General features: G+C 58.7%; 19 protein-coding genes. 10 read left to right on the forward strand and 9 right to left on the reverse strand.

Annotation, left to right across the window (positions count from 1 at the left end; genetic code table 11):
- Positions 1–31: 31 nt before the first annotated feature.
- Positions 32–337 carry a chaperone modulator CbpM gene (locus BK662_RS14600; RefSeq protein ID WP_123358644.1) on the reverse strand — a complete coding sequence of 102 codons (306 nt, stop codon included), beginning with the start codon at positions 335–337 and terminating at the stop codon, positions 32–34.
- Positions 338–361: 24 nt separating this feature from the next.
- Entirely contained in the window at positions 362–1,309 is a 948-nt protein-coding gene (locus tag BK662_RS14605) for a DnaJ C-terminal domain-containing protein (RefSeq protein WP_095053018.1), read from the reverse strand.
- A 297-nt stretch (positions 1,310–1,606) separates the two neighbouring features.
- Between BK662_RS14605 and BK662_RS14610 the strand changes: the two genes are divergently transcribed.
- Entirely contained in the window at positions 1,607–2,881 is a 1,275-nt protein-coding gene (locus BK662_RS14610; protein WP_123358645.1) for an Hsp70 family protein, read from the forward strand.
- A 122-nt stretch (positions 2,882–3,003) separates the two neighbouring features.
- On the opposite strand, the gene BK662_RS14615 is transcribed toward BK662_RS14610, so the two are convergent.
- The 3 genes from BK662_RS14615 to BK662_RS14625 all read right to left on the reverse strand — a co-directional run bounded on the left by BK662_RS14615 (position 3,004) and on the right by BK662_RS14625 (position 5,356).
- A complete protein-coding gene (locus BK662_RS14615; protein ID WP_123358646.1) occupies positions 3,004–4,017 on the reverse strand; it encodes an AI-2E family transporter in 1,014 nt (337 codons plus the stop codon).
- A 172-nt stretch (positions 4,018–4,189) separates the two neighbouring features.
- On the reverse strand, positions 4,190–4,495 hold the full coding sequence (locus BK662_RS14620) for a PsiF family protein (RefSeq protein WP_008068943.1): 306 nt from the start codon (positions 4,493–4,495) through the stop codon (positions 4,190–4,192).
- A gap of 72 nt (positions 4,496–4,567) precedes the next feature.
- Entirely contained in the window at positions 4,568–5,356 is a 789-nt protein-coding gene (locus tag BK662_RS14625; protein WP_123358812.1) for an AraC family transcriptional regulator, read from the reverse strand.
- Positions 5,357–5,453: 97 nt separating this feature from the next.
- On the opposite strand from BK662_RS14625, the gene BK662_RS14630 reads away from it, so the two are divergent.
- The gene (locus BK662_RS14630; protein ID WP_123358647.1) at positions 5,454–6,341 is read left to right on the forward strand and encodes a DMT family transporter; all 888 of its coding nucleotides are present in this window, start codon (positions 5,454–5,456) and stop codon (positions 6,339–6,341) included.
- A gap of 105 nt (positions 6,342–6,446) precedes the next feature.
- Here the strand turns inward: BK662_RS14630 and BK662_RS14635 are convergent, their stop codons facing one another.
- The 3 genes from BK662_RS14635 to BK662_RS14645 form a co-directional block, all read right to left on the reverse strand.
- A complete protein-coding gene (locus BK662_RS14635) occupies positions 6,447–7,337 on the reverse strand; it encodes an esterase/lipase family protein (protein WP_123358648.1) in 891 nt (296 codons plus the stop codon).
- A gap of 108 nt (positions 7,338–7,445) precedes the next feature.
- Positions 7,446–7,751, reverse strand: a complete 306-nt coding sequence (locus BK662_RS14640; RefSeq protein WP_123358649.1) for a DMT family transporter — start codon at positions 7,749–7,751, stop codon at positions 7,446–7,448.
- Complete coding sequence (locus tag BK662_RS14645) at positions 7,752–8,390, reverse strand: FMN-dependent NADH-azoreductase (RefSeq protein WP_123358650.1); 639 nt, start codon at positions 8,388–8,390, stop codon at positions 7,752–7,754. It abuts the gene before it with no gap.
- Between the two features lie 122 nt (positions 8,391–8,512).
- On the opposite strand from BK662_RS14645, the gene BK662_RS14650 reads away from it, so the two are divergent.
- The 3 genes from BK662_RS14650 (at position 8,513) to BK662_RS14660 (ending at position 11,292) form a co-directional block, all read left to right on the forward strand.
- Positions 8,513–9,424, forward strand: coding sequence for a LysR substrate-binding domain-containing protein (locus tag BK662_RS14650; RefSeq protein WP_123358651.1), 912 nt, complete (start codon positions 8,513–8,515; stop codon positions 9,422–9,424).
- Positions 9,425–9,754: 330 nt separating this feature from the next.
- Positions 9,755–10,519 (forward strand): hypothetical protein, encoded by a 765-nt coding sequence (locus BK662_RS14655; protein ID WP_123358652.1) that lies wholly within the window; start codon positions 9,755–9,757, stop codon positions 10,517–10,519.
- An 83-nt stretch (positions 10,520–10,602) separates the two neighbouring features.
- Positions 10,603–11,292: a hypothetical protein gene (locus tag BK662_RS14660; RefSeq protein ID WP_123358653.1), complete on the forward strand. Its 690-nt coding sequence runs from the start codon at positions 10,603–10,605 to the stop codon at positions 11,290–11,292.
- A gap of 54 nt (positions 11,293–11,346) precedes the next feature.
- On the opposite strand, the gene BK662_RS14665 is transcribed toward BK662_RS14660, so the two are convergent.
- Positions 11,347–13,416 carry an AsmA family protein gene (locus tag BK662_RS14665; protein WP_123358654.1) on the reverse strand — a complete coding sequence of 690 codons (2,070 nt, stop codon included), beginning with the start codon at positions 13,414–13,416 and terminating at the stop codon, positions 11,347–11,349.
- Positions 13,417–13,802: 386 nt separating this feature from the next.
- Here BK662_RS14665 and BK662_RS14670 point away from each other — a divergent pair, with 386 nt between their 5' ends.
- The 5 genes from BK662_RS14670 (at position 13,803) to ureG (ending at position 17,119) form a co-directional block, all read left to right on the forward strand.
- Positions 13,803–14,273, forward strand: coding sequence for a hypothetical protein (locus BK662_RS14670; RefSeq protein WP_123358655.1), 471 nt, complete (start codon positions 13,803–13,805; stop codon positions 14,271–14,273).
- Between the two features lie 157 nt (positions 14,274–14,430).
- Complete coding sequence (locus BK662_RS14675; protein ID WP_123358656.1) at positions 14,431–15,063, forward strand: TetR family transcriptional regulator; 633 nt, start codon at positions 14,431–14,433, stop codon at positions 15,061–15,063.
- 246 nt (positions 15,064–15,309) lie between these two features.
- Positions 15,310–15,810, forward strand: a complete 501-nt coding sequence (ureE, locus tag BK662_RS14680) for an urease accessory protein UreE (RefSeq protein WP_123358657.1) — start codon at positions 15,310–15,312, stop codon at positions 15,808–15,810.
- Positions 15,807–16,481 (forward strand): urease accessory protein UreF, encoded by a 675-nt coding sequence (locus BK662_RS14685; protein ID WP_123358658.1) that lies wholly within the window; start codon positions 15,807–15,809, stop codon positions 16,479–16,481. The genes ureE and BK662_RS14685 overlap by 4 nt, the downstream gene beginning before the upstream one ends.
- Positions 16,482–16,504: 23 nt before the next feature.
- The gene (gene ureG / locus BK662_RS14690) at positions 16,505–17,119 is read left to right on the forward strand and encodes an urease accessory protein UreG (protein ID WP_123358659.1); all 615 of its coding nucleotides are present in this window, start codon (positions 16,505–16,507) and stop codon (positions 17,117–17,119) included.
- The last annotated feature ends 14 nt before the right edge of the window (positions 17,120–17,133 follow it).

Consider the following 17,133-nt stretch of genomic DNA (forward strand, 5'->3'; position numbering starts at 1 on the left):
GGCCACGAATGTGCCTTGCAACATCAGACAATTATTCGACCACCAACCGTCCCAACCGCTGTTTGAGCATGCGGTTTTCGGCCCGCAGTTGCTGGACTTCTTCCAGCAGGTCCAGCGCCAGGGCGACGCCTTCCCATTCCAGTTCCAGATCGCGCCGCAGCTTGGCGGCGCGCTTGGCCAGCACCAGTTCATAATCGGTGAAGCGCCATTCCTTGGGCAGTGTCCCCTGCGGTTCAAGGATGCCGTGTTCGACGATCTCGATCACGTGCACGTCCGACAGTTCGGTCGCCTCGCAGAATTCTGCCAGGTCCAATAGAACGATCACGGGGTCGCTCATGATTGGCTACTCCTTATCTCAAAATCAAAAATTCTCTCGCGGATCGAAAGCGGCTTTTTTTGCCAGCTCCTCCCACAGTTCTTTGACGTCATGGTCGAGTTTTTTCGGCATTACTGCCTTGAGCTGCACGAACAGGTAGCCACGGTGACCGGCCTTGTGCAGCAAGCCGTGGCCCTTGGCGCGCATGCGCTGGCCATTCTGGCTGCCGGCCGGGACCTTGAGGTTGATCTTGCCGGTCAGGGTCGGCACCGCGACTTCGGTCCCCAGCGCCAGCTCCCACGGTGCCAGCGGCAAGGTGATGATCAGGTTCTCGCCTTCGACGTCGAATTTGGGGTGCGGTGCAAAACGGATGGTCAGGTACAGGTCGCCATTGGCCCCGCCACCGATGCCCGGAGCGCCCTGGCCCTTGAGGCGGATGCGCTCGCCGTCGGTCACGCCGGCGGGGATCTTCACGTTCAGGCTTTTGCTGGTGTTGCTGACATGCTGGCCGGCAGCGTTGTAATGCGGCACCTGGAAGCTGACCTTCTTCGATTCGGTCGAGAGGGTTTCTTCCAGAAAAACCGGTAATTCCATTTCCACGTCTTGCCCTCGACGCCCGGCACTTCGGCCCGACCGCCCACCACCATCGAAACCCGGACCACGGTTGCCGAAAATCGAACTGAAGAAGTCCGAGAAATCGCCCGTGTCCTGACCACCACCACCGAAACCACCGCGGCTCTGCCAACCCGGTGGGCCCTGAAAGGGCTGACCGTGGTGGCCGTATTTGCGCAAGTCGTCGTATTCGGCGCGCTTGTCGGCGCTTTTCAGCGCTTCATAGGCTTCCGAAGCGTCCTTGAATTTGGCCTCGGCGTCCTTTTCCTTGCTGACATCGGGGTGGTATTTGCGCGCCAGCTTTCGATAGGCGGCCTTGATCGCCTTATCGTCCGCGGTCGGCTCCACACCGAGAATCTTGTAATAGTCTTTGAAGTCCATCGAGGGAATCACCATCCATTATCGAAATCGCGCAGCCAGGCACAGCATGCTCTTGTTTGCAGCGTTTGGATTGACCGATCTCAAAGTTGTGACCGGGCAGCGCATCAGAAGTTTATCGGCAGCAGGGCGCGGTTCTTGCAGTCGCCCCAAGGGTTGCCAAGTTTATGCAGGGGAGTTTGGGGGTGATTGGGCATCTTTCAAGCGCTGAACGCTGCGATTTAACGGATAGTCGGCCTTCGAATCTTCGCCGCACTGACATACACTGCGCGGCCGTTTTTTAACCGGAACTTGAAAGACATGAAAAACGCATCTCCAGCCCGTGCCTGTGGTATCGACTTCGGCACATCCAACTCCACCGTCGGCTGGCTGCGCCCCGGCATGGAAACGCTGATCGCGCTGGAGGACGACAAGATCACCCTGCCCTCGGTGGTCTTCTTCAACATGGAAGAACGCCGCCCGGTGTACGGCCGGCTGGCGCTGCACGAGTACCTGGAAGGCTACGAAGGCCGGCTGATGCGCTCGCTCAAGAGCTTGCTGGGCTCCAAACTGATCAAGCACGACACCAGCGTCCTCGGTACGGCGATGCCGTTCAAGGACCTGCTCGGCCTGTTCATCGGCCAGTTGAAAAAGCGTGCCGAAGCCGCTGCCGGCCGCGAATTCGAGGAAGTGGTGCTGGGCCGTCCGGTGTTTTTCGTCGATGACGATGAACTGGCCGACCAGGAAGCGGAAAACACCCTGGTGGACGTAGCCCGCGCCATCGGCTTCAAGGACGTCTCGTTCCAGTACGAGCCGATAGCAGCGGCGTTCGACTACGAGTCGACCATCGAAAAAGAAGAGCTGGTACTGATCGTCGACATCGGCGGTGGTACGTCGGACTTCTCGCTGGTGCGCCTGTCGCCTGAGCGCCGCAACCACGACAACCGTCACGACGATATTCTCGCCACTGGCGGCGTACACATCGGCGGGACCGATTTCGACAAGCAGCTGAGCCTGCAAGGCCTGATGCCACTGTTCGGCTACGGCAGCCGGATGAAGAGCGGCGCCTATATGCCGACCAGCCACCACATGAACCTGGCGACCTGGCACACCATAAACTCGGTGTACTCGCAGAAGTCGACCCTGGCCCTGGGCAGCATGCGTTACGACATCGAAGACACCGGCGGCATCGATCGCCTGTTCAAGCTGATCGACCAGCGCGCCGGGCATTGGCTGGCCATGGAAGTAGAAGAAACCAAGATCCAGCTGACCCACGCCGACAGCCGCCATGTGCCACTGGATCGGATCGAGCCGGGTTTGAGCGTGGAACTGAGCCGGGCACTGTTCGAATCGGCCATCGACAACCTGCTGGAGCGAGTGCGCAACAGCGTGACCCAGTTGTTGAACGACGCCAATGTGCGGGTCGATCAGGTGGACACGGTGTTCTTCACCGGCGGTTCGAGCGGAATCCCGGCGCTGCGCAACAGCGTCTCGGCGATGTTGCCGAATGCTCGACATGTGGAAGGGAACATCTTCGGCAGCATCGGCAGCGGGTTGGCGATCGAGGCGATGAAGCGTTACGGCACTTTGGCCTGATCCGACACCGAGGCGCCCCCATCGCGAGCAGGCTCGCTCCCACACTTGTCCTGCGAACACAGGTCCATTGTGGGAGCGAGCCTGCTCGCGATGGGGTCAGTACAGGCGATACATCTGCCAGATCAAACCATCCCCACCTGCTTCAACTCACTCTTCAGATACGCGTAATAAATCGGCCCTGCCACCACCCCCGGCAGGCCGAACGCGGCTTCGAACACCAGCATTGCCAGCAGCAACTCCCACGACTTGGCACTGATCTGCCCGCCGACGATGCGTGCGTTGAGGAAGTATTCGAGCTTGTGGATAACAATCAGGTAACCCAGCGCCGCCACCGCCACCCAGATCGACAGCGACAAGCCGACGATGGTGATCAAGGTGTTCGACATCAGGTTGCCGATCACCGGCAGCAGGCCGAGCAGGAAGGTCAGCACGATCAGGGTTTTGGTCAGCGGCAGCTTGATCCCGAACATCGGCAGGACCACCACGAGGAAAATCCCGGTGAAGAAAGTGTTGAGCAAGGAAATCTTGATCTGGGCGAAAACAATGTTGCGAAACGCCTGGACCAACAGGTGCAAGCGGTCGAACAGCGCCGCGGCCAAGGGCTTGCGTTTGGTCACATCCGGCGCTCGCTGCAAGGCGATGATCGCCCCCAGCACCATGCCGATCAGCAGCGTCACGAACATGTGCGCCGCGTCCTTGCCCACCAGTTGCAAATCGCTGAGGTGCTTGCTCATCCACTCGCCGATGGCCACCCGGAACTCGGCGGCACTGGCCGGTAAATAAGCATCGATGAACGGCGGCAACTGCCCGCGCGCGCGGTCGACCACGACCATGAATTTGTCGAGAGAAGCGCCGGGGTTTTCCGCCTCGTGCAGCAGAAAACTGATCGCACCGGCAAAGATCAGCGCCAGCACGCTGACCACCAACGTCCCCAGCAACGCCACCGACAGCCAGCGCGCACGGCGGCCTTCGATCAGCCGCTGCAATTGCGGCGTGAGCATGTTGACCAGTTCGAACACCAATAAACCGGCCAGCAGGCTGGGCAGCAATCGCAGAGGGAGCACCAGCAGCAAACCACCAAAAATGATGACCCAGCTGATGAACAACAAGACCTGACGCTGAGAAAACGCTGACATACAGCCTCAAAACGAACGACGTAAAAGGATTGGCAGTCTGCCAGCGTTCCGGCGCCGAAGCGAGCGGATGACCTTCAAGCGGCGTCGCTCCGAAAAGATCGCAGCCTGCGGCAGCTCCTACATAAGATCGCGTTCCCTGTAGGAGCTGCCGAAGGCTGCGATCTTTTGATCTTTATTTTTTCTTCAGACAATCGCTCATGAAGGTTTTGCGCGCATCACCCGTGAGGGCTTGGGTGGTAGCGGTAGCGTTGCAGGTTTTCATCTTTTCTTGTTGAGGGGTCATGGGCTTGGCGGCATCGGCGGCCGGCGCGGCTTTGAGGCAGGTGCTCATGAAGGCTTTGCGCTCGTCGCCCTTGAGGCTTTTTGCGGTAGCGTCGGCATTGCAGGTGGTCATTTTGTTCTGTTGGGCAGTGGCGGCGAAACCCTGGGAGCAGAGCAACAAACCGACCATCAACAACGGGGCACGCAACATCTTCATGGAGTGTTCTCCTTGTTACCGCACCGATGGGTGCGGCCTCATTTCGGAGTGTAGACAAAGCCTGTTACACGTTCATCCGTAATCGAGGTGGCTGCGTCGATATTGCTCAGGCGTGCATCCGGCCTGACGCTGAAACATCGCGATGAATGCCGAGCCGGTGCTGTAGCCCATGTCGAAGGCGATTTCCTGAATGCTGCGCTGGCTATCCAGCGCTTCGATCGCCGCCAGAAACCGCAACCGTTGCCGCCACTCCCCGAAGCTCATGCCCAACTCGCGAACAAACTGCCGGGCCAACGTGCGTTCGCTGACGTGAATTTGCGCGGCCCAGTGCGCCAATGGCCGGTTGTCCCCGGGCTCGGTCTGCAAGGCTTCAAGGATTGCGAGCAGACCGGGGCTGCTGGCGTAGGGCAAGTAACACTCATGCATCGGCGCCTGTTGCAGTTGGTCCACCAGCACTTGAGCCAGTCGCTGGTCTGCGTCGTGCTCGGGAATTTTCACATCCCGGGCGGCGAAGTCTTTCAGGATCGCCTTGAGAATGTCGCTGATCGCCAGGGTGCAGGCCTGCTGCGGTAGATCACGGCACAGCGCCGGCGCGAGGCAGACCGCGCGGTAGTTGATCGGCTGATTGCTATAGAAACTGTGCTCGGTCCCGGGCGGCACCCACACCGCGTATTGCGGCGGCGACATGAAGCGGCGGCTACCGATTTCCATGTGCAAGACCCCATTGGCCGAATACTCGAGGGTGCCCCAAGGGTGATGGTGGGCCGAGGCATATTCGTGGGTGTTGAAGTCGGCATAACGGAAATAGACCGGGGCCGGCAGTTCGCTGAAATCCAGCAGGTCGATGTGTTTGCTGTTCATGCTGTCCGGAATCAGAGGCAAGTTGTCTGAATCGCAGTATAGGCATTGATCCAGACAAGCGGATAATCACCCTTCATTAACGTTCTGGTTTTCCCCGATGCAATACGCTTATCCCTTGCTGGCCATTTTCATTTGGGCCGGCAACACCGTGATCAACAAACTCGCGGTCGGCGCGATCTTTCCTGCCGAAATCGGTTTCTACCGTTGGCTGCTGGCCGCACTGCTGTTCACGCCTTTCATGCTTAAACCGGTGATCGCCCACTGGCCGTTGATCCGCCCGAATCTGGGCAGGATTTTCATCCTCGGCGTACTCGGTATGGCGGTTTATCAAAGCCTGGCTTACTTCGCTGCGACGCTGACTTCGGCCACCAACATGGGGATCATTTTGTCGCTGATGCCGTTGATGTCGCTGGCCATGGCGATTGTCAGCCTCGGCCAACGCCTGACCGCCGGAGCCCTGGCCGGTGCGGTGTTGTCGTTTGCGGGTGTTTTGGTTGTGGTGTCGTCCGGCAGCCTTGGCGCGTTGCTGGAACACGGGGTGAACCTGGGTGACGCGATGATGCTGATCGCCACGCTGGCATATGCAATTTACAGCACCTTGCTGAAAAAATGGCAGCTGCGTTTGCCGCCGCTGGTGTTGTTGTATTTGCAGGTATTGGTCGCAGTGGTAGTGCTGTTTCCGCTGTTCCTCGCCTCACCGAAAATCGGCCCGACCCTGCAGAATATTCCGCTGGTGCTCTACGCCTGCCTGCTGGCCTCGATGCTTGCGCCGCTGGCGTGGATGCAGGCCGTGGTGCGCCTGGGGCCGAGCCGGACCACGCTGTTTTTCAATTTGCTGCCGTTGATCACGGCGCTGATTGCAGCGGTGGTGCTGCATGAGCAGTTGGCGCTGTATCACTTGGTGGGTGGGGTGTTGACGTTGGGTGGGGTGATTTTGTCGGAGCGCTGGACCACGGTGCTGGGCCGTAAGATCAGCGCTGCCTGATCTGGCGCCATCGCGAGCAGGCTCGCTCCCACAATGGGCCAGTATTCGCAGGGTAAATGTGGGAGCGAGCGCCTGCTCGCGATGAACGATGACACGGTCTGACTGCTAAACCCCCGCAGCTTTCAACCGCGCAGCATGCTCGACAAACAACCGCACCGGCTCTGCGCCCTTGCCCACCAGCCCCAGCGATTGATTGACGATATCGAAGTGATCCATCGGGTATTCATCGCCGATCACCTTCCCCAAATGCGAGCTGTAACGCCCGACCATCCCGTCGCAATGGCCCGCTTCACGCACAAAGGTTCTGGCAAACAACCGGCAACTGCGATTGGTCCCATCGAACAGATTGCACCCGCGATCGGTCTTGCCCGGCTGCAAGGTTCCGGACCAAGAGTAATAACGCACGCCATTGACCACTTCCGGGCCGTGCCCGCCCCACGTGTCAGGCAGGCCCTGTGGATAACGCTGATTGAACAGCGCCACGCCTGCCGAGGTCAGGGATTGGTGCGAAGCCGGGATATCCACTGGCAGTCTCGGCCCGCGATAGCCGGTTTCCAGCAGGCACATCAACGCGCTGATCAGCCACAGTAAAAAGCTGAGCAGCCGCCCCTTGGCGCTGTCAGCCGGATAATTTTCATGTAGATAGTCCGCCAGCTCCGAGCCGTGATTGGGGCCGGCCACCGAGGTCACCGACGCCACCTGGTCCGGGCGGTTTGCTGCGGCATAACGGGCGGTCAGCGAGCCCTGGCTGTGGCCGATCAGATTGACTTTCTCGGCCCCGGTTTCGCGCAGAATCTCCTCGATCCGCGCCAGCAATTGCTCGCCGCGCACCTCAGTGGAATTGAGCGGCGAGACCTGCACCGCAATCACCGTCGCCCCATCCCGGCGCAGCGCCGAAATGATTCCGTACCAATAGGGATAGAGCAACAGACGTATAAAACCGAGCATCCCCGGGACCAGCACCAAGGGGTAACGCGTGGCGGAACCTTGCGACATGGATGAACATCCTTGTGATCGGTGAGATGAAGCAAGGCCGGATGCAAGGCATCAGCCAAGCATCGCCACCCAAGATGACAATTCGATAACCAGTCTATGTCATCCGCCTTACTTCAATCCCACCACGCCCGCCACAATCAGCCCGACCGACACCAGCTTGAGCGCGGTCAGGCTTTCGCCCAGCAGCGCAAAGCCGAGAAACACCGTGCCCAGCGAACCCATGGCGGTCCAGATCGGGTAGGCGATGCTCACCGGCAAATCGCGCATGGCCAGTGTGAGGAAGTAAATCCCGCCCACCGCGGCCACCACTGTAATTACTGACGGCCAGAGCCGGGTGAAGCCTTCGGCGTACTTCATGCCCATGGCGAAGGTGACTTCGAACCCGGCGGCGATCAGCAAGAACAACCAGGCCATCTAGAACTCCCTGGCCAGCGCCAGCAAACGCTGCTCGGCCTCGGCCACGGACACCTGGAAGGTGCGCTCGGCGGACTCCTCACCCTCGGCGGCGACAACGGTGACGTCGGTGATGCCGATGAAACCCAAAGCGGTACGCAGCAACGGATCGGCATGGTTCATGGCCTCAAGTTCACCACCGGGGCCGAAACCAAACCCGCCGCGACTGGTGACGATCAACGCCTTCTTGCCCTGCAGCAGCGGCTCGTACTGAGCGACGCCGTTGTCCAGGGTGTGATTGAACGTCAGCCCGAGCCGCACAATCTGGTCGATCCAGGCCTTGAGGCCGCTGGGCACACTGAAGTTGTACATCGGCGTGGAAATCACCAACAGATCATGGCCGAGCAACTCCCCCACCAATTCATCGCTGAGTGCCAGGTCGGCCTGCATCGACAGCGGTCGCGCTTCAGGTTCGGGATGAAAAGCCGCCGCCACAAACGCTTCGTTGACGGCCGGAATCAACGCCCGACCGACTTCACGGCGGGTCAGTTGCGACTGCGGGTTGCGACCCTGCCAGGCGCAAAGAAACACCTCGGCCAAACGCCGCGAATGTGAACGGTCGCCACGGGGGCTGGCGTGAATGGCAAGAATTCTGCTCATCTGAATCTCCTTGAAGGGCTAAACTTAAACGGCTTGTGCTTGCAGCTTGAAGCGCGTAGCTGCCTCTCTTCAAATGAACAAAAATCAGTCTGGATGAATCTATTTCATCCATGGAGCTTTAAATGTTTGCTTCGTTGCCGCTGACCGCCCTGCGCGCCTTCGAATCCGCCTCGCGCCTGTTGAGTTTCAAGGCCGCCGCCGAAGAGCTCTCCGTGACACCGACGGCGGTCTCGCACCAGATCCGCTCCCTGGAAAACTGGCTCGGCGTGCCGTTGTTCGAACGACTGCCACGGCAGGTGCGCCTGACCGAATGCGGCGAACGGCTATTCCACAGCCTGCACGGCGCCCTGCTGGAAGTGGCGCAAAGCGTCGATACCTTGCGCCCGCAACGCAGCGGCACGAGCCTGACAATTTCCACCACGGCCGCTTTCGCCGCCCTCTGGCTGGTGCCAAGGCTGGGCCGGTTTTACGCCCGCCATCCGAACATCAGCCTGCGCCTGGATACTCACTGCGAGGTCATCGATCTACATCAGGACGCCAGCGTCGATCTGGTGGTGCGTTACAGCCTCGACGATTACCCGAACCTGTATGGTTTGTGCCTGTTCGATGAATCCTTCGGGGTCTATGGCTCGCCTGAGCAAGTGGCCCTGGCATCCAGTCGGGTACCGACCCTGATCAGCGTGCGCTGGCACAACTCCAAGCTGTACGCCCACGGCTGGGAGGCCTGGTGCGCGCAGTCCGGCGAAACCTGGCTGACCGAACAACCAGCGGTGCGTGAATACGACGAAGAGCATTACGCCCTGCAAGCCGCCATCGCCGGGCAAGGCCTGGTGCTGGCGAGCAATATTCTGGTGTCGGAAAGTGTGGGCTGCGGCTTGCTGCTGCCATATCGGGGGGACATTCAGGTCGACGGGGCCGGATACAGTGCGCTGTGCGTACCAGGCCGGGAACGGCATCCGCCGGTGCGGGCGTTTTTTGCGTGGTTGCAGGAGGAAGCATTGGTGTCCGGGCATGCGCTGATACCAGTCAGTTGAGCGCAATCCCTGTGGGAGCGGGCTTGCTCGCGAAGGCGGAGTGTCAGGCGACATCAATGCTGACTGTGCCGCTGCGCAGCGTTTTTCAACGGCCAAAAGAGCTGAAAGATGAAGAGAATGGATTAAATTTCGACTTACGTCGTTTTATTTAAAAGTGTGACAGCTCGACAACTGGAAAATATCCGACTATTTCAGAGCACCCCTAACACCAATTTAACCAACGTTCAAAATGCGCACTTAGTTACAATCCCTCGCTAGACGCCACACGTCAGTTCTTTATATTTAGCACTCAGACAGAAAGTCTGATCAAACCAATAAAGGACTATATTTATGCATATCGAAGAACGCCTTGAGTTCGTGGACTCTTTACCCGCCCTTCCAGCAGCAACTAAACCCCGAGCATTTTCCCTGAACACCCTCGACACCCCAATTGACCCAAACAAAGAAAGCGGCACTGTCGGCCCGGAAATGATGAACATTTACATGCCGGGCGTTTCAGAGCAAAACCGGGAAGATGTCGACAATTGCAAGTTACTGGTACAGAACGCCGCCAGCCAACTGTACGACCCGATCAAAGAACTTCACCAATGGTACACCTACTATGTCAACAGCCTGGCAAAACTCGGATGGGTAACTCAAGCCTTTCAGGTCAAAAACCAGACGATAAGGAACAGCGGGTTGACAATGGATGTATTGGCCGTCCATGTGCTGCAAGGGTTGGTGGGCGCCAACGCTCCAAAACTTGCAGCGTTGGCTTTAAAGGCTGTAGAAGGTGTCAAGAGCAATCAAGGCCTGATTAATATCTACAACCGCAAAGCTAACGTCGGGTCCGGTGCCAAGTATGATATGTCCCCGGTATGGCAGACACAACAGGGCTCACCGATGATGGTCCTCAACTGCAATACGTTGGATGTCCGTGAGAGCACTCGAGGTATTCTTTTCTGGAAATCGACAACTCAATCGACAACTATCAGAACGGCGGCACAGGCTTCCTACTTGAATCTGGCGGTCTATGACCGTATTCGTCATTCGGTTCTGGACAAGCTCGGACAGGCTGCCGATGACTACCTCGACAGTATTCCAGGCTTCCAGTAATCCAAAAACTCTTTTAGCCATGAAGGGCTCGTGACACTTCACGAGTCCTTTGAAAAACAAAACCAGAACACTTGAGAATACTGATGCCTTACAGCACACCGGATACTTATATCGTTGATGGAAACATCACCATTTTCCTCGGCTCGCACTCGGAAATCTTCAAACAGGACATTCTGCACTCCAGCTTGCTGGGACACTTGATTTCGAATTCCCACAGCATAGCTTCCGACGCCTGGATGAGTTCATACAAGAAAACCTTGGAATCTCTATCCTGGATTACTAGAAGCACCGCACAACAACTAATGAAAAAACAATCAATGAGCATCTTGAAATTCGCCAAGCCTGCTTTATCCGGTCATCTATCGACTGCGGAACTAAAGGAACTGAGCGACGTCCTTGGCATTATAAAAAACTTGCCAAAAGACTCCGACGCTATCGCCGCCCTATTGAACAGAATTCAAATCGACAACGACCGTCAGCCATCCATCACCACGGTATGCCCCCTACTGACTGTCATCAGTGCAAACAAGACAGTGATTTCATTTCGCCTGGTGTTCGATACGAGCCACCCGGTTGACCTTGCCATTCTTGACGAAGAACTCTCTCAAAAAGTAGTACTCGATGGGCCTCAGACCACCCAATGGTCAGCCTATCTGGCAGAAGAAAAATACGCCTCCGTGCGCGATAAGATAATCGAAAAGCTGGGAAGCAAAATCAAAACCAACTTGCATCACCTTACGCCTCCCGAAGATGCGGACATTCGGAATGTATGACCTCTGACGCCACGCTATCGAACCTTTTCCGGCCGATAGCGTGTTCAGCATCCGTCAATCTTTGACGGTCTTCGGCGCCTTGCCCGCCTTCATCTGCTCCAGCAATGGCGCACACTGATTCGGCTCTCCAGCGCTGGGCGCTATCAGCGCCAGCAAGCCCGCCGCCGGCGCGGCAATCACACCCAGCGCAACCATCCCGGCCCCACGCAGCATCAACGGCACCGGTTTCACACCCGCATCCGGCTTGATGAACTTGCCCCGCACATACAGCGGCGAACGCAGCGAAATCAAGCGCCAGCCCTTGGATTCAGGGGAGATGGTCAGGTCCAGTTGCTCGGTCGCCATATTCGCGGTGCCATCGATGTAGACGATCGCGTTCTCGGTATCGAAAACGAACAGCCGCGTGGTCGCCAGACCGCTCTTGATGTCGAAATCGGCCGCCGCGCAGTTGATCTTCACTTCCCTGTCGCCAAAGATTTTGCCGACCACATAGTTGCCGACGTTGAGCCCCGCCAACTCCATCAACTCGCGACTGATCGCGCCATCATTCATCAGCATCTTCAAATTGCCGTCGGCAGTACCCAGCAGTTTGGCCACCGAGTTGCCACGACCGGTAAGGTCGGCATCGCCGTTGAGTTCACCGAAACTGGTTTTCATGAGTTCAAAGGTGGGAAACAGCTGCTTGAGCTTGAACTTGCGTGCCGTCAGTTTGGCCCGGCCTTCCAAAGGCTCGGTGCGCCCGTTCAGACGAATCTGCGCATCCAGATTGCCGCCAGCCACGCCGAAACGCAGGGGCTCGAGGCTGAGCACACCATCGGTCAGCACCAAATGAGTGTAGAGATCATTGAACGGCAGCTTTTCGCTGTGGACGATGCGTTTGCCGGTGAATTCAACGTCGGCGTCCATCGCGCGCCAGCGCTCGGTCTTGAACTCCTCGACCGGCAGCACCTTATCCGCCGGCTGCTTGCTTTCACCGCCGCGGTCCTTTTGCCTGGCATTGGAGTCGGCGCCAATCAGCGGGGCCAGGTCGGCAAACAGCAGTTGATCGGACTCCAGCGCTCCGCTGAGTTTGGGCCTCGGCTGGCTCGCGACGTAGGTCAGGTTGCCATGAATGTCACTCTCGCCGATCTTGCCGTTGAACTCCTCATAGCGGTACACCGCCCCACCCGGCTCATGCAGCTTGGCGATCAGGTGCCCGTCGGTGGCATAAGGCGGAGTATCCGGCAGCGTCACGCCGATCAGTGGATAGAGATTACCCAGGCTGGCACCGGCCAGTTTCAGGCGCAAATCCAGGGCGCCGAGGTTCAATGGATCGGTGAGCGTGCCGGCTAGCTCGACGCTGGTGTCGGCGATCTTCACTTGCGCCTGAAGCGGGAACGGCTTGGTGGCGTCCTGCAAGGCCAGCAAGCCGCCAGTTTTGCCCTGGCCCGCCAGATTCTGACCGTGGTATTGGCCTTTGACCTTCAACGCAAATGCGTAATCCTGCGGCGAACCACCCTTTTCAACCGCTTTTTTTGCCGCTTTGTCTCCGACAATGTCGCTGAACGGAATCGGTTTGCCCAACGGATCGACAAGCAGATCAAGCTGAGTCTTCAGGTTCTGGTCGTCGAGCGTGACGTGGCCCTTGTCGAAGCCGATGGCACCGATGTCCAGCACCCAGTTCGAAGGCTCGGCGTTCGGGTCTTTCGGGTCGAACTTGAACGTCCAGTTGGCACGGCCGTCGGCCAGACGCTGCAGGTCGGCATCGGGTTCGCTCAGGTCGATGCGCGGGATCACCACCCGCTGCGCCAGCAAGGCCAGCGGCGAAATGCGCAGCTCAACGCGTTTGAGGGTGGCCATCTGCGGTTGTTTCGACCAGTCCGGGTTGCCCAGGCTCAAATCCTCAGCCACCACATGCGGCCACGGCACCCAGGCCCGCCAGCCACCCTCATCAGGCTCGCGCTGCCAGATCACTGCAAGGTTGCCATTGATGGCGAACGGACGATGCAGTTCTTCGGACACTTTGGCGTTCAGGGGCGGTTTGATCCGATTCCAATCGAAGAACGCGATGACCAGAACCAATACCGCCAGCAAGACAATCAGGCTGGCGAAGGTCCAGGCGAAAATTTTACGAGTGCGCGTCATTGCACAGAGCTCCTGATACGACTGAGCGTCCTGACTGCGACGCACGTATGAAACGTTAGGCCAGAACCGGCCTGCCATGACATTTAGGACTGGGAAATGGCGCGCAGGTTTAACCGAATAGGCACTTAACACTCAAATAATCGGCCGGGGACACCCTGCTCCCTCATCCGGCGTTACCGCACCCGCACTTTTGCGAGGCGAGAGTGGGTCGAAAATACCCACCTCAGTGCAAAAAAGCTCGCCGGAAACGCCCGTTCTAGAGCGCTGCGGCCGAACAATCAATTCTGTTGATTATTACCATTGCGTTTATGAACTTTTGTATCGACTTATCGAGAGTAGCATTGCCCTCGTACCCACTTTATCGCCCTCCCAAGGAGCAACCCATCATGAAACGCCAATTACTGCTTAGCCTGACCCTCTCCATGTTAGCCAGCACCGCTTTTGCTTTGCCGGCCGCTGATCAAGCCACTCCACAAGTCAAAGACAGCCGTTCGGTGTTCAGCCAAACCGTTGCCGCTGATGGTTCCGGCCGCACTCCACAAGGTCAGACCCTGGCCGAAGGTGGTAATGATCGCCTGAAAGAAAAAGGCCTGATCACTCAAGATGGCTCGGATCGCACTCCACAAGGTCAAACCCTGGCGGCTGACGGTTCCGGGCGCACCCCACAAGGTCAAACCCTGGCTGCCGACGGCACCGAGCGCACTCCTCAAGGCCAGACCCTGGCTGCCGACGGCACCGAGCGCACTCCACAAGGCCAGACCCTGGCTGCCGACGGCACCGAGCGCACTCCACAAGGTCAAACCCTGGCTGAAGGTGGTGGTGACCGTGTAATCGAACGTAACAGCGCTGTGAGCTGAGCCCATGGCGGCCCCGAAAAAAAGCCCAATCCCCGGATTGGGCTTTTGACTTTATAAAAGCTGCATTTCCCCGCGTGATCTCCCGATAGTCGTTCGACGCCAGCGAAGCCGATTTGCTAGAGTGCGCCGCTGTCCCTGTCCAGAAAACACCCTTGCGATGCTGCCCCGCGCCGAACAGAAACAACAGACCCGCAACGCCCTGATGGACGCTGCCCGCCACTTGATGGAAAGCGGCAGAGGATTCGGCAGCCTGAGCCTGCGCGAAGTGACCAGAACCGCCGGGATCGTACCCACCGGTTTCTACCGGCATTTCGCCGACATGGATGAACTGGGCCTGGTGCTCGTGAGCGAAGTCGGTCAGACCTTCCGTGAGACCATTCGCCTGGTGCGCCATAACGAGTTCGTCATGGGTGGCATCATCGACGCCTCGGTGCGGATCTTTCTCGACGTGGTCACCGCCAATCGCTCGCAGTTCCTGTTTCTTGCCCGCGAACAGTACGGCGGCTCACTGCCGGTGCGCCAGGCCATTGGCCGCTTGCGCGAAGACATCAGCTCGGACCTGGCAGCGGACTTGTCGCTGATGCCGAAACTGCAGCATCTGGACCTCGCAGGTTTGAGTGTCATGGCTGATCTGATCGTCAAAAGCGTATTCGCGACACTGCCTGACATTATTGATCCCCCGGCCGAGGCACTACCCGAGCATTTGACGCCGCAGGCGAAGATCACGCAGCAGTTGCGCTTCATCTTCATAGGTCTAAAACACTGGCAAGGCCTCGGCAGCACTGAGTAAATACATCCCCCTGTGGGAGCGAGCCTGCTCGCGATAGCGTCGCCACAGTCAACACTTGATGTGACTGATACTCCGCCATCGCGAGCAGGCTCGCTCCCACATTGGTGCGCGAAAACTCCACACGCACCAACATGATCCAAAATTCTGAACCACCCTTCACGCTCCGACAGGCATTTCCTACCACTCACCCGATTGGCAAGCCCCTTGCTCTATTACTGAGCATTGTCCATTGCTGGAAGCCTTCCGATGCTGGTGATTCATCGCAGAATCGACCCTCAACCCGTCTGGGCCGCCGAGTTGCATCTGACTTTCGAAGCCCGGAGCAAAAGCCGTTTGCGTTGTTTCAGTGCCGAGGGTGAAGACGTCGGTTTGTTTTTGGAGCGCGGTCAGCCGCCGCTGTATGACGGCGAATGCCTGCAAGCCGAAGACGGGCGCGTTGTTCGCGTCTGCGCTCGCCCCGAACAACTGCTGCACGTCACCTGCGCCAACGCCTTCGAACTGACCCGCGCCGCCTATCATTTGGGCAACCGTCATGTGGCCCTGCAAGTTGGCAATGGCTGGTTGCGCCTGCTCGACGATTACGTACTCAAGGCCATGCTCGAACAGCTTGGTGCCAGGACCGAGAACATCGAAGCGCCGTTCCAGCCGGAACATGGCGCCTATGGCGGCGGCCATCACCATTCGCGGCATGGCGACGAGGATTTCAACTATCCGCCGAAACTGCACCAGTTCGGTGTTCGCTTATGAACCCAGCCTGGGCGCTGCTGCGTCTGGCCAGTCCTCAGCTGCCGATTGGCGGCTACAGCTATTCCCAGGGTTTGGAGATGGCGGTGGATAACGGCCGCGTAAACGATTCCGATAGCGCCCGGCGCTGGATCAGCGATCAGTTGCTGCTCAATCTCGCCCGTTTCGAAGCACCGCTGCTGCTCGCCCATTGCATCGCCGCGGCCGAAGAAAACTGGGGCCAATTGCTGCAACGCTGCGAAGAGCATCGCGCCAGCCGCGAAACCCGCGAGCTGCATCAGGAAAGTCGGCAGATGGGTTATTCGTTGAAGCAACTGCTCAACGGTTTGCCGGAACTGGATGCGCCAGCCCGCATCTTTCTCGACCAATGCCCTGAACCACACCTGGCCCTTGGCTGGGCGCTGGCGGCACGCGCCTGGCAGATCAGCCCGCAAGATGCGCTGGCCGCCTGGCTCTGGAGCTGGCTGGAAAACCAACTGGCGGTGCTGATGAAAACCCTGCCCTTGGGCCAGCAAGCCGCCCAACGCCTGACCAGCGAACTGCTGCCATTGCTGCAACAGGCCCAGCAAGACGCCACCCGAATCAACCCCGAACACATTGGCAGCGCCGCTTTCGGCCTGTCCCTGGCGTGCATGGCCCATGAGCGCCAGTACAGCCGTCTGTTCCGTTCCTAGGGCCTTTTACTTTGGAGAATCACATGAACGCCCAACCTCTGCGCGTCGGCATCGGCGGCCCGGTCGGCTCCGGCAAAACCGCCCTGACCCTGGCCCTGTGCCTGGCCCTGCGCGACCGCTACAACCTGGCCGTGGTGACCAACGACATCTACACCCGCGAAGACGCCGACTTTCTGGTGCGCAACGAAGCGCTGGCGCCCGAGCGGATCATCGGTGTGGAAACCGGCGGCTGCCCGCACACGGCGATCCGCGAAGACGCCTCGATCAACCTCGAAGCCGTGGATCAACTGAACCGGCGCTTCCCGGGGCTGGACCTGATCCTGGTGGAGTCCGGTGGCGACAATCTCTCGGCGACCTTCAGCCCGGAACTGTCCGACCTGACTATCTACGTGATCGACGTTTCGGCCGGCGACAAACTGCCGCGCAAGGGCGGGCCGGGAATCTGCAAATCCGATTTGCTGGTGATCAACAAGATCGATCTGGCGCCACTGGTAGGCGCCTCGCTGGAGATGATGGACAGCGACACCCAACGCATGCGCAACGGCAAACCGTTTGTTTTCAGCAACCAGAAAACCGGCCAGGGCCTGGAGGCAATCATCGCCTTCATCGAACGCCAGGGCTTGCTGATTGCGGCCTGATCACACTTATCAAC

The organism is Pseudomonas frederiksbergensis, from assembly GCF_003732275.1.
Classification (GTDB): Bacteria; Pseudomonadota; Gammaproteobacteria; order Pseudomonadales; family Pseudomonadaceae; genus Aquipseudomonas; species Aquipseudomonas frederiksbergensis_H.